Annotated in this window: 14 protein-coding genes and 4 pseudogenes; 15 read left to right on the plus strand and 3 right to left on the minus strand. The window is 34.9% G+C overall.

Translation table 11 applies throughout. The features are described 5' to 3' along the window. Positions 1-38: 38 nt before the first annotated feature. The 10 genes and pseudogenes from LRP81_RS11520 to LRP81_RS11565 all read left to right on the plus strand — a co-directional run bounded on the left by LRP81_RS11520 (position 39) and on the right by LRP81_RS11565 (position 5,597). Positions 39-407, plus strand: coding sequence for a hypothetical protein (locus LRP81_RS11520; RefSeq protein ID WP_230501422.1), 369 nt, complete (start codon positions 39-41; stop codon positions 405-407). A gap of 73 nt (positions 408-480) precedes the next feature. Beyond that, complete coding sequence (locus tag LRP81_RS11525) at positions 481-882, plus strand: hypothetical protein (protein WP_230501423.1); 402 nt, start codon at positions 481-483, stop codon at positions 880-882. Continuing rightward, the gene (locus LRP81_RS11530; protein ID WP_230501424.1) at positions 875-1,270 is read left to right on the plus strand and encodes a hypothetical protein; all 396 of its coding nucleotides are present in this window, start codon (positions 875-877) and stop codon (positions 1,268-1,270) included. The genes LRP81_RS11525 and LRP81_RS11530 overlap by 8 nt, the downstream gene beginning before the upstream one ends. Before the next feature lies 1 nt (position 1,271). After that, positions 1,272-1,757 (plus strand): annotated as a pseudogene (locus LRP81_RS11535) (GNAT family N-acetyltransferase); the annotation flags it as partial. Positions 1,758-1,811: 54 nt separating this feature from the next. Beyond that, positions 1,812-2,246: pseudogene (locus LRP81_RS11540) on the plus strand (SRPBCC domain-containing protein); the annotation flags it as partial. A 25-nt stretch (positions 2,247-2,271) separates the two neighbouring features. Then, positions 2,272-2,675 (plus strand): annotated as a pseudogene (locus tag LRP81_RS11545) (NUDIX hydrolase). 101 nt (positions 2,676-2,776) lie between these two features. Beyond that, on the plus strand, positions 2,777-3,166 hold the full coding sequence (locus tag LRP81_RS11550) for a hypothetical protein (RefSeq protein ID WP_230501425.1): 390 nt from the start codon (positions 2,777-2,779) through the stop codon (positions 3,164-3,166). Between the two features lie 60 nt (positions 3,167-3,226). After that, complete coding sequence (locus tag LRP81_RS11555; RefSeq protein ID WP_230501426.1) at positions 3,227-4,090, plus strand: hypothetical protein; 864 nt, start codon at positions 3,227-3,229, stop codon at positions 4,088-4,090. Between the two features lie 15 nt (positions 4,091-4,105). Then, positions 4,106-5,304: pseudogene (locus LRP81_RS11560) on the plus strand (DUF4085 family protein). Between the two features lie 23 nt (positions 5,305-5,327). Continuing rightward, positions 5,328-5,597 carry a hypothetical protein gene (locus tag LRP81_RS11565; protein WP_230501427.1) on the plus strand — a complete coding sequence of 90 codons (270 nt, stop codon included), beginning with the start codon at positions 5,328-5,330 and terminating at the stop codon, positions 5,595-5,597. Positions 5,598-5,718: 121 nt separating this feature from the next. On the opposite strand, the gene LRP81_RS11570 is transcribed toward LRP81_RS11565, so the two are convergent. After that, a complete protein-coding gene (locus LRP81_RS11570) occupies positions 5,719-6,279 on the minus strand; it encodes a sugar O-acetyltransferase (protein ID WP_230501428.1) in 561 nt (186 codons plus the stop codon). 185 nt (positions 6,280-6,464) lie between these two features. Between LRP81_RS11570 and LRP81_RS11575 the strand changes: the two genes are divergently transcribed. Continuing rightward, positions 6,465-7,616 carry a PstS family phosphate ABC transporter substrate-binding protein gene (locus LRP81_RS11575; protein ID WP_230501429.1) on the plus strand — a complete coding sequence of 384 codons (1,152 nt, stop codon included), beginning with the start codon at positions 6,465-6,467 and terminating at the stop codon, positions 7,614-7,616. 52 nt (positions 7,617-7,668) lie between these two features. On the opposite strand, the gene LRP81_RS11580 is transcribed toward LRP81_RS11575, so the two are convergent. Beyond that, entirely contained in the window at positions 7,669-7,911 is a 243-nt protein-coding gene (locus LRP81_RS11580) for an HPr family phosphocarrier protein (protein WP_230501430.1), read from the minus strand. Between the two features lie 92 nt (positions 7,912-8,003). Between LRP81_RS11580 and LRP81_RS11585 the strand changes: the two genes are divergently transcribed. Both LRP81_RS11585 and LRP81_RS11590 read left to right on the plus strand, forming a co-directional pair. Continuing rightward, complete coding sequence (locus tag LRP81_RS11585) at positions 8,004-8,837, plus strand: SPL family radical SAM protein (RefSeq protein ID WP_230501431.1); 834 nt, start codon at positions 8,004-8,006, stop codon at positions 8,835-8,837. A gap of 2 nt (positions 8,838-8,839) precedes the next feature. Further along, positions 8,840-9,520: a GNAT family N-acetyltransferase gene (locus LRP81_RS11590; protein WP_230501432.1), complete on the plus strand. Its 681-nt coding sequence runs from the start codon at positions 8,840-8,842 to the stop codon at positions 9,518-9,520. Between the two features lie 14 nt (positions 9,521-9,534). Here the strand turns inward: LRP81_RS11590 and LRP81_RS11595 are convergent, their stop codons facing one another. After that, the gene (locus tag LRP81_RS11595; RefSeq protein WP_230501433.1) at positions 9,535-10,026 is read right to left on the minus strand and encodes a hypothetical protein; all 492 of its coding nucleotides are present in this window, start codon (positions 10,024-10,026) and stop codon (positions 9,535-9,537) included. Positions 10,027-10,914: 888 nt separating this feature from the next. Between LRP81_RS11595 and LRP81_RS11600 the strand changes: the two genes are divergently transcribed. Together LRP81_RS11600 and LRP81_RS11605 are read left to right on the plus strand one after the other, a co-directional pair. After that, on the plus strand, positions 10,915-11,766 hold the full coding sequence (locus LRP81_RS11600) for a DUF2785 domain-containing protein (protein ID WP_230501434.1): 852 nt from the start codon (positions 10,915-10,917) through the stop codon (positions 11,764-11,766). 15 nt (positions 11,767-11,781) lie between these two features. Continuing rightward, entirely contained in the window at positions 11,782-12,156 is a 375-nt protein-coding gene (locus tag LRP81_RS11605; RefSeq protein ID WP_230501435.1) for a hypothetical protein, read from the plus strand. The last annotated feature ends 6 nt before the right edge of the window (positions 12,157-12,162 follow it).

Raw genomic sequence — 12,162 nt, forward strand, 5'->3', positions numbered from 1 at the left:
TTCATAGTGTTTTAGTAAAAAAGAATGGGTGATAATTTATGAAAAATGTTTTCATAATAGCTTTGTTGTTCATAGTGATGTGCAGTCCAAGTAACAATAAAACGGTGCAAACTATTCAAACGATGGAACAAGATCTTATGTTAATTGTCCATTCTCATCAAGTGAACCTTTCATCGAATCAACATGATTACATCTCCTCACATGCCAAAGAATTCAATAGGTTAGTTTCAAGCAAAGAACTAGGATTATCATATTTATTAAAACAGTTTGAATCAAAAGAACAAAATAGCCTTAAAGAATATATAATGGCAACTGTATGTGTAGAAATACTAGGAAACGAAAATAAAGGTAAGGAATGGTCCACTGGACGTGAGTGGTATATGGACTATAAAAAAACTACAACATAGAATGTAAAAATAAGAGTTAGGTAAAATTAGATGAAATTCATTTTATTAGACCCTTGCTAAGGAGGAGTTTCTATTGAAATTTTTATATTATTTTCTATCCACCATAATAGTTGGAATTATTTTTTATGTAGGACTGAATCACCAAACAAGGTTTCATGAAATTGCAAATACGACATATAATTTGATGCCTTTACTAATTTATACGACGGTGTTTCCTATTGTAATAGGGATGTTATTTCGAGTACCTAAACTAATAATGGAAATGGTAGCAAAGCAAAAATGGACTTTTAACTGGAAGAAAGTAGTCGCAATTGGAGTGCCAAGTCTATACTTAGCATGTATTCCATTACTCGGTATGGTATTTGGTTTGAATGTATGGTTAGCGAAACAGGTTTTGCATCTAGGCGATCCTATATTACCAACAACAGCAGGAATTGTGTTTGGCTATATATTATTAGATAGTTTACATGACTAGAATAATAATAATGGATATAAAAAAGATCCAGCCAAGCCAACTATATATAAACCAATCAAAATTAGAAAACTTGGAGAGACAATTTAATCCAGATGAAATAACTAGCAATCACCCCTTGCCGATAAAAAAACAAAAGGAACAGATTTTCTTTACGGATGGCCACACAAGGGCATTTATGTACTATAAAGCAGGTAAAAAAGAAATCCCCGTCTACTGGGATGAAGATGAATTGGATATGGAGCTATATATGACTTGCTTAGGTTGGTGTAAAGAAAACAAGATACATTTTATAGGTGATTTGAAAGATCGCATTTTACCTAATGAAATCTATAAGGAACTTTGGATTAATAGGTGTAAAAAATATACATCAAAAAGAAAGGAAGAATAAAATGTCTATTATACTTGAAAAAGTAAGAGAAGATGAAAAGACAATATTAAGAAACTTATATTCTTTATATCTTCATGATCTTTCAGCATTCACAACTAAACTTGACATTGGAGCAGACGGATTATTTGAGTACGAGGAATTAGAGTTGTTTTGGAGAACAGAGGGTCTTTCCCCGTATTTCATTAAAAATAATGAAAATATAGTAGGTTTCCTACTTTTAATAGAACGGCCTTTTCTTACAAAAGAATATGACTTCGGAATAAATGATCTCTTTATTCTTAATAAATACAGAGGTAAAGGGCTAGCAAAGATTGCAGTAGAGAAAGTATTTCAAGAGAAACAAGGGAAATATTTTATTATCGAGCTTAAAAATAATAGACCTGCAGTAGCCTTTTGGAAAAAGTTATTTAACACTTTAAATATACGGTATAAAGAGCGTGAGAAACTTATTGATGATGAGGTATGTTATGTTCAATCGTTTCAAATAGAGAAAAGCAATAATCGAATTGACTATGCTTCAAAAGTTATAAAAGCTTCACCGGAAAAAATCTATAAGGCATTCTTAGACCCAGAGGCTGTAGTATTGTGGCTTCCGCCAAATGATATGCGAGGCCATATGTTTGAATTTGAGGCAAAGGCTGGCGGAAACTATCGAATGTCATTATCTTATATAGGTGAGGAGTATGCAAATAAAGGTAAAACTTCGGAAAATACAGATGTCATTAAAGGTGCATTCAAGGAGTTTGTCCTTAATGAACGTATTATACAGTTAGTGGAGTTCGAATCTGAAGATCCAATTTTCGCTGGAGAGATGCAAATGACTTGGAAGTTGGAGCAGGACCCTAAAGGTACGCTCGTTTCCATAGCGTGTGAGCATGTACCAGAAGGTATAAAAAAAGAGGACCATGAGATTGGTCTAAGGTCTACCTTAGAGAATCTTGCAAATTATGTAGAAACATCCAGAGAAATGGTTTAAGAGGTAAGAAAAGGAGTCTAGGTCAGTGAAGAATTTCATCATAACTTCGGGTGCAGTCGTCTTGAATAGTGAGCGCCACATATTATTGAAGAAAGATCCTATAAGAGGGTGGGAGCTACTTGGTGGGAAGGTAGAAAATAATGAATCCATTCAAGATGCGTCATTAGAGAAGTGAAAGAAGAAACGGAAATTAATATAGAAGTTATTGATTTTTGTGGTGTCTCACAAGAATTAAGTAAAAATATCTGTAACTTTTGGTGGCGGGGCAGACCAGTAGACGGAAGGTTAATGACTACTGCTGAGAGTTTAGTAGTAGAATATTTTAGTCTTGAGGAAGCATTACAGTTGATCTCCAACAAGGAATATCGGGAAGAGCTCTTGAAAATATGGCGTAATGTAGGTCATCCATTTTTCATCACATTTGATTGAGTACATAAAAAGTTAAACGTTCTGGCTGCGATAAACCTTGAAGGATTATCGCTTCTTTAGGTTAAACAGATGCGATTGGAAGGGAAAAGGGATGAGGGAAAATGAAAAGAGCGGGAGTAATTTTCGGGATTATACTAATAGTCATGATAATAGTTAGTTTTGTAAATAAATTATATTATCCACCACTTCCGATTAATGGAATAACAGGAAAGGAAGCAATTGCTAAACTACAGAATTCAAATAGTGGGATGGTTGAAATTGCTACAGAAGGTGATTATGTCTGGTATATCACAAGCACTGAAAATCAAGGAGTTTACAAAGAGGATCTACTTACAAAAAAATTGATGGTTTCATATGGATGGGAGTTTGAAGAAAAGCTTGGAAGTGGATTGATTTTTGTACAAGATGGTGAAACAATGGTCGTCACTACTGAAATGTGGACGGGAAAATATGTGCTTATAAAAATTCCTAGTAACTACCGTGACAATTAAGAAGTGGAAAATTATACCGATATAAAAAAATAGTTAGTGTTAAACAAGAAGGGGAGATAAATGGAAAAATTCATCATGCAAAAGTGGATGGAGTATTCTTCAGATTTACATTTTGTTGCTGGACAAATTACTAGAGATGGAAAATTGCTCTTTATCGAAACGGAACTAACAGAATTGGACTTTTTTGAACGGCCAGTCCCTAAAAGTAACTGGACTGTTCGTATTATGGATGGAGATAAGATAGAAACTATTGAATTGAAGAATGTTCCTCTTATACCAACGGAAATAGACTTATTTACAGATGGTACATTGCTCATTGTACAAGGACGCTGTTTAAAGGATGGCAACTTCATTGAACGCAATGCAAGAAGGTACAACCCCAATGGCCAACTAATGGAAGCATTTGCGCTTGGAGATGGAATCAGTAAAGTACAAATTGATGAATCAAATACGATATGGGTAAGTTATTTTGATGAAGGGATATTCGGTAACTGTGGTTGGGATGAACCGATGGGAAGCAGTGGCCTTGTCGCATATTCCAGCAGTGGGGAAAAGTTATGGGGTGCAGACGAATACGGAATTTGTGATACCTATGCATTAAATGTGCAAAGTTCTAAAGAAGTTTATTTTTATTATTATGATGATTTTTATCTTGTCAAATTGGCGGACAGAGTAGAAGAAAGTCGTCATCGGATAGAAGGTGAAAATACTCTAGATCAGTTTATTGTTGCTGAAGAAGAGTTAATTGCACAAGTAGATATAAATACATTAATGCGGTACCAAAAAAGAAAGTACACGTATAAACCAAAAGAGAAACTAATATTGCTAGATGAAAAGGGTCAAAGAATATTAGGGGATATATTCATGCGTGGAAGGTATATTTATGCAATCGGAAAAAATGCCATATATAGAAGAGAGTTTTAAAGAAGAAGGGATAATATGTGGAATCTATCAAAAGAAGTAAAAGAACGATTTACAAAGAGTAATTTACTTCCAATTCATGAAACAGATGAAGAGTGGGAGTATGTAATAAACGAAGCGGAAGTAGAAGGGGAAGACCTTGCAGCAAAATTGCGAGAAGAACTGGAAAATTTAAAAGGGCAGCTACTAAACAACCTTCCAAAAAAATTCATTCCATATGTAGAAGATGGCACATTGAATCAGCCGATATTGCCAAAAAAGATACGTGAAGACTATTTAAGATGGGTGAAGAAGGGACTAGAACGTTTCAAGAGGTATTAGATAAAGCCCAAGAACAAACAAATCAAACTCTATCGCACTTGCCAACGGAAGTACAAGAAGTTTTCGTAGATAGTCTACATGATTCTACTATTGAGCGAATAGAGAGAGAAGAAGATACACTTCATATCTATGTAAATACAGATGGTGGTTTTTCATCAAAAGCATTTATACATTTTACTTTTAGCGATATCCTATCAGAAAAGACAGACGTACCGCTACAAGTAGACCAATGGTTCATCTATTATGAACTTCAAAAGACAAATGAAGGCTTTGCTTTCCGTGTCCTATTTGAGTGTCCAGAATCAGAATGGACGATTGATTTTAAGAAGATGGAGGCAAAGTATTATTATCGACCAGTTGTCTTCGAGAGATTAAAAGATAACAATGAATTAGATGGAATGTCTCTGAATGAATATATTAAAGAGCTGAATCCAGCATATAATTATTACTTGAATACACCAGATGTTAGTTGTACCATCAAATCACTTAAAGAATCTATGCTTTTTCAAGAAGGAGAGATAGAAATAACTAACAATCAAATGAATGTCACAGTTGACAATAAGCAATTTAACTATGACCTAGATCAGTATAATCCAATACATTTTATTTACACAAATGTGTATGAAGATCCCTATGCACATTTGCAAATTCCGGTAGCAATTGAAGAGCTAGAGGCAGCAGCTACTAGCGACGATATAGAGCTACAGGTTCGTGCTTGGAATACGATGTATAGCAATCCTAACGAGTTAGCAAAGATAATAAATCGTGTGTTATTGTCGATAGAAAAAACAGAAGAAAATGAAATGATGATTAGTGTATATGTCAATCACTTTTATGCAGAAGGTATATTGAGTGATATGGTTATAGAAAAATATCAAAATGAAATGATGAAATAATATTGCGAAGTGAGGGGGAAGTTTTGAAGAAAGTCATCTATATTGCATTGATTGTAACGCTAATTTTTACAGTGTACAAATTTGTGGAAATGAAAATGTCGATGGAAGACATGGATAATCCTACGGGAATGTGTGATGAGAAAACAATGGAAGGGAAAGTTATCCAAATAAGAAATAACTTAATTATCCTTGAATTAACGGAGGATGATTGGAACATTGATGTGATACGTGTAGGTGTGGAAGATGATAGTATGCTGGAATATATTAAGGAAGGTGACAACGTACGTATATGATATGACTATATAAAAGAATCACATCCTCCATAGACAACAACATATAAGTTAGAACAGTATGAATAAAATATTGTAAAAGAACCCGTGAATACTTGCGTATCCATGGGTTCTAATAATCTTCTTATAACTCTATTTGCTTTAAAACTCTTGCTGGATTACCCCCAACGACAACGTTTTCAGGTATATCCTTCGTTACTACCGCTCCAGAAGCAACTACCACATTATCTCCAATGTTAACCCCAGGATTAATGATTGCCCCTCCACCGATCCAAACGTTATTTCCGATTGTAATTGGTTTTGCGTATTCTCTTCCAGAATTTCGTTCCGTTGGATGTAGTGGGTGCGTTGCCGTGTAAATTTGAACATTTGGTGCAAGCATGCAGTTATCTCCAAAGCGCACTTCACAAACATCTAAAATAGTACAATCGAAGTTGGCATAGAAATTCTCGCCAACATGTGTGTTATATCCATAATCAAAGCGAATATTAGGCTCCATTTTTATATTTTTTCCAAATGAACCTAATAACTGGTTTAAAATATGACGCCTATGATCTGCTTCGGCATCTGACGTTTGGTTATACTCTCTGACTAGGTTTCTAGCATTTTCCCGATCTCTTAAAAGTTCGGGATCTTCTGGATTATACATATCTCCTGCAATCATTCTTTCCTTTTCCGTTTTCATCTGTAGCACCTCTTTTACACATATTAAATGGACCTTACAGGTAGTTTAGCATATAAAATGGAACATTGGTTTAGCGATAGTGGCAGAACAGAAAAAGATACTAAATACCTCACAAATAATGTTAAAATAGGAAGGAAAACCAAATAAAAGAGAGATAGAGAAGAACAAACAAAGGGGAAAATTGCATGAGAGTTCTTGCTTCACTTGTAGTTACGTTTATGATGTTGTTTATGGGGTTTTATGGAATAATAATTATCGCATTGTCAGCAGGAAAAGAGTCATACGCTTTGGTTGCAGCAGGTCTTGTGCTTACACTTATAGTATTTGCCAATTTAGGCGTATGGGGACAGTTTTCAAAAAAAGGAGTAAGGTTTGCATTTTTAGGAATCATAAGCTGCTTTGTTCTTTTTGTTGCTATAGAAGGTGGAAAGGCTTGGCATTTGCGATCTTTGCAAATAATGAGTACACAGGATGTTGATCTTACTGTATATGAGCCATTTAAAAATGACTCTCTCGTGGCGGTCTTAGACTCTCAAGCCTCCTTAAAATTGGAGTCGCCATTACCACAACTTGATGGATCAACGGCATTGTATCCCATTTATTCTGCATTTGCTCAAGCAGTGTATCCAAAACAAACGTATGATTCCATTAAAAGTGAAGTGAGATCAACACAAACATCTGGTGCCTGGGTTAGCTTGTTTAAGGGGGAAGCAGATTTAATCTTTGCTCCAGACCCATCAAGTAAGATGGAGGACCAGGCAAAAATGCTAGATAAAGAAATTAAATTAACACCGATAGGAAAAGAGGCATTTGTGTTTTTTGTCCATAAAGATAACACTGTTAGTGATGTTACTCTTGAGCAGGTCCAACAGATTTATGCAGGTGAGATTACAAACTGGAAAGAACTAGGTGGCAAGGACGAACCGATTTTAGCGTTTCAACGCCCTGAAGACAGTGGAAGTCAACAAATGTTAAATAAAGTAATGGGAACGAAACGATTGATGGAGGCTCCAAAAGAACAATTTGTATCAGGTATGGGAGGAATAATAGAAGAAACGTTAGACTATGAAAATAGAAAAAATGCTATCGGTTTTTCGTTTCGTTTTTTCTCAGAGACAATGGTACAAAATAACAAAATAAAACATTTGTCCATTAATGGTGTTGCGCCTTCCATCGAAACTATTCAACAAGACAGCTATCCTTTAGTAAGTCCGTTCTATGCGATTTATTTGGCAGATACAGAAAATCCTAACATAGAACTGTTTGTTGAGTGGATGAAGTCAGAAGAGGGGCAAACATTGGTAAAAAGAACAGGCTATGTACCTTTTCATGAATAAAAAATAATAGTAGACACCCCATTAAATTTGTAAAGGGGTGTCTACTACTATACTAAATCTTTTTTTCAAAAACTCCTAATGCTAAAATAGCCTCGAACACTTCTTCCCCTTCATCAGAAGTTACTTCTACTTCTTGACCAGGTTGAAGGGCAAGAGCCAATACGCCAAGCAAACTCTTTGCATCCACCACCCAATGCTCTTTCTTGAACAATACGGTGCCAGAGTAATTACTAATCGTGTTTACTAAATTACTTGCAGCCTCTGCAAAAATCGGTTTTACTACTGTGAGTACCATGTATACCATCCCCTTTGTAATATGATACTTTAAGTATAGAGAAAATAAATAAATCGACAAGAGAAAATTCTTGAAAAAGGTGGTGCCAACCCATGAAAATCAGTGAAAGAACACCTCGAACACTGTTAACAAAGGCTAGTGGATTTTTAGAAGGCTATACTCATACGTTAAATCCCTATGTCGGTTGTGCGTTTGGATGTTCTTACTGTTATGTTAGACAGAGTCCAGTTGGGCTTTTTAATGAGGAAGAGTGGGGAACATGGGTTGATATAAAAAGGAATGGTCAAGAAAAGCTCTTAAAAGAAATGAAGTTGCTCAGAAAAAAAGGACAACCCATCCGTATCTTTATGTCTTCCAGTACGGATCCTTATCAACCTATTGAACATAAAGAAAAGATTACGAGAGCTTTATTAGAAGTGATGGAAGTGGAACAGCCTGACTTTCTAATGGTACAAACAAGAAGTCCGATGGTAACAAGAGATATTGATTTATTGAAAAGTTTAGGCAAAAAAGTCCTTGTGAGTGTCACTGTTGAAACGGACCTGGAAGAAGTACGCAAACGCTTTTCATCTGCTGCTCCCCCAATCCCTGCAAGACTTAATGCTTTAAAGACTCTCCATGATGAAGGTATTCCCACACAAGTAGCGATTGCTCCGGCACTTCCATTTTCAGATGATTTTCCAAAAAAGCTAGAAGGGATAGTCGACAGAATTTGTGTGGATGACTTTACCGGTGATGGAAGCGGAGGAAAACGAACAGCGAGACTTAACATATATGAAAAGTATGAGCAGCAAGAAGTTGCAAATTGGGTAGATGGGGATGTTCAAAGGCGAGTATATGAAAAAATGCGAGCAATGTTTCCAGAGGTACTATTAAGCCCAGCAGGATTTTTCCCGCCAATAAATGAAACCGAAAAAGAGGAATGAAGATGACAATTATTTGGAAAGAAATAAAAGATGAGAATTCGCTTGTACTAGAGGAAATATTCAAGTTTTACGACAATGCTTTTCCGATAGAAGTAAGAGAACCACACGATATCTTTTATAAAAGTATTCAATATGGTCGGCAAAATAACTTAAACAACTTTAGATGTTTAGTCGGGTTTGAAGGTAAAACAATCGTTTCGTTTGCAACGGGGCATTATTTAGCAAACGTAAATGCGGGATTTATAGTTTATATTGTCACAAACCCTCATCTCAAAAGCAGGGGCTTAGGTTCTAAAACCCTCAAGAAAATGGAAGAGCTTTTCATAGAAGATGCTAAACTTGCTGGAAATACCACACTTAGTGAAATATACCTTGAAACAGAAAAAGAAGAAATGCTGCATACTGAACAAGAAAAGGCAGACTCGCTAAGAAGAAATGCATTTTTTAATCGTAACGGCTATTTGCTTTGTGAAGACGTGACCTATTATCAACCACCACTAAATGGCGAAGACCAAATCATCCCATTAAATCTTTTTGTCAGAAATATTTCTCCCAGTGAGCAGGGAATGGATAGTGTAATAAAAGCTATTTATCAAGAAAAATACTTATCTGTTAATCAAATAGACGAGCGTCTACTTAATAAATGCCTTGTAATGATGGGGATAGCAGGAGATTTACGATAAAAAATTAGTTAAGGTTATTCATACCATCCATTAGCTTCGGGTAAATCCTGATATTCCTCTCTTGATGAAACGATTGTATGAATAAAATCTTGAAGTTTAATTAATTCCAATACATCTTTCGTTGAATTACAAAAAGATATGTCTTGCGTTTCACCATTTATTTGGATATGCCATTTTGAATATGAAGGTGGCTCACTCATGCATGAAAATTGATACTCATATTTATCTACAGCCATAATATTAATTCTAACCATTTCATCTAATATTTGCTTTTTTTCAGCTTGAGTCAAGGTTATTTTAGCCTCAATCGTTCCGTCTTTTATGAGATCTTTTACAATTATGCCATTAAATGTATCAATCTTTTGTTTCCCATATGTACTATAATCAAGACTGAAATTAAAATCTTTAGGCATTTCATCCATGGTTTTAGTTGTGTGAGAATTACTACATGCTAGCAAAAGTATTACAAAAACCACCAAGAAAACTTTTATTGAAATGTATTTCATATTACACCCCCTGAACTCTTTGACGAAAAGAATGAATAAAAGTTACAGTGAGAAGAGCTTGAATAGTTTGTACGCCTGATATTGGAGATTCTCTCACTTTCTATTACGCAAATTAAGTTTATTAAGTTTGTGTGAATGAGATAGCGAGTTCAATGATTTTCAGTCATGCAAACCAAGAATGCATGACTGAAATTGTGAATCCCTGATTTTGAGTCATGCAAATCCAGAATGCGTGACTGAGATAGCGAAATCCCCGAATTATAGTCATGCAAATCCAGAATGCGTGACTGAGATAGCGAGATCTCCGAATTTCAGTCAAGCAAACCTAGTATGTGTGACTGAGTTTGTGAGATCTTCCATTCTCAGTCACCCAAGTTCTACAATCAATAATTTCTCCTCAGTTACTTTTCCGATAAAGAAACCTACATCTTCCTAATTCTTAAATGTCTTTTATCGGCGGCATTTAGTATGAAAAGAATAGCAAAAAAATGAACGACACCCCCTATAATTAGTAATATCCAATCACTTATAGGGAATACATGTGAAATCAAAAACAGTACTAATGGACTGACTAATATTAATATTAGTCCAGTTAAAAATGAAACCTTCTCAGGTATTGCCTTAATCATATTTATCATTGACTCCACCTCTTACCATTATCTGTTTACACAAAACAAATACATTCTTTAATATAATTGTATACCAAATAAGGAATATTTTGCTAAACTAATAGTTAATAGTAATTGGGAGAGATTTGCCTAAGCAATAGGCTAGATTTTAATAATAGTTTGTTAGTCATCGAGGAAAGAAAAGGTGGGGGTTGTGTACTTTCGTAGTGAGTTAGACCAATTTGTTTACACACTAATTATTTTCTAAGGAGTAGTCAACATGAGCTTATTAAAAGACAGTAGAGTGATGAGTGAAAGTGAATTGAAAAAATTATTAGAAGAAAAGGATGGAGATGTGAATTCATGGTCTTACGTAGATAATGATGCATTGGTGAGATCAATGGTCGCTCACATTGGGTCGATAGACAGTGAGCTTAGGGATCAATTAATATATTCGTCATTTTATCGATTCATCATTGAAGAAAATCGCCTGAAGCATGAGCTATTAAAAGAATTGCTAGACTGTTGCATGAATGAGTTGTTAATGAAAGGAATAGGGGAAAATGGAACGGATACAGTTTTTACTAGATCTTTTACTACTCTTTTAGTGGCACTTATTTTGTATAGAGACAATCAAGATTCTTTATTAGAAGCGGAAAAAGTTAAAGAAGTAAAAGAAAAATTGTTACATTATATGAATCACGAAGTAGACTTAAGAGGATTTGTACCTAATAAAGGATGGGCTCACAGCATTGCGCATGTAGCAGATACCTTTGATCAACTTGTGAAAAGTACGAAGTTAGAGAAGGAAACATACCCAGAAATTTTAAATGCTTTATGGAATAAAGTTCTTGTTTCCAATAGTATCTATATTCATGATGAGGATGAAAGATTACTCGTTCCCATATTGAATATGCTGCATAATGGCTTGGATGAAAAAGGAATATCAACATTGTTAAAAGAATTACCATTACGATTAAGAATGGAAAAAGAACAATTAAGAGAAGAAAACTACTGGTTTTTAGTTTGTAATTGTAAATCGTTCTTAAAAAGTTTTTATGTGATACTTGGTGAAAAAAATCAATTCTTGCAATTACAGGAAAGCGTTCGACTATGTATAAATAAAATTTAATAGGGGGAATTAGTTTTGGAGCTCACAGAACTATTTTTCTTTGTGTTTATTTGGGGAGGATTGATGGTGTATTTTCTAATCCCCTTTAAAAGTAACGCAATGCATAATCCTAATCATACGTTTAAGAATGCTGTAAAGGATAGCTTAATTCATTATGTTTGCCATAAAAAAGCCACGTTGGCGTACTGTATGCTAATTTTAACCCTCTTAGGAATATGGTGGTTTTATAAGGATTTAGAGTTGTACAACACTGCTCATGGAGGCGGCCCATTGGAAATAGATTTTTCTAGAAAATCAGCCTATTACATGGTAGGCGTTATTTTATTTACCATTACAATCTATTTAGGCTTAGTTTTGGGTAGGACTAGGGAATTACAAAAAAAGGACTGAAAATAG

Source organism: Sutcliffiella rhizosphaerae (assembly GCF_917563925.1).
In the GTDB taxonomy this organism is placed as follows: Bacteria; Bacillota; Bacilli; order Bacillales; family Bacillaceae_I; genus Sutcliffiella_A; species Sutcliffiella_A rhizosphaerae.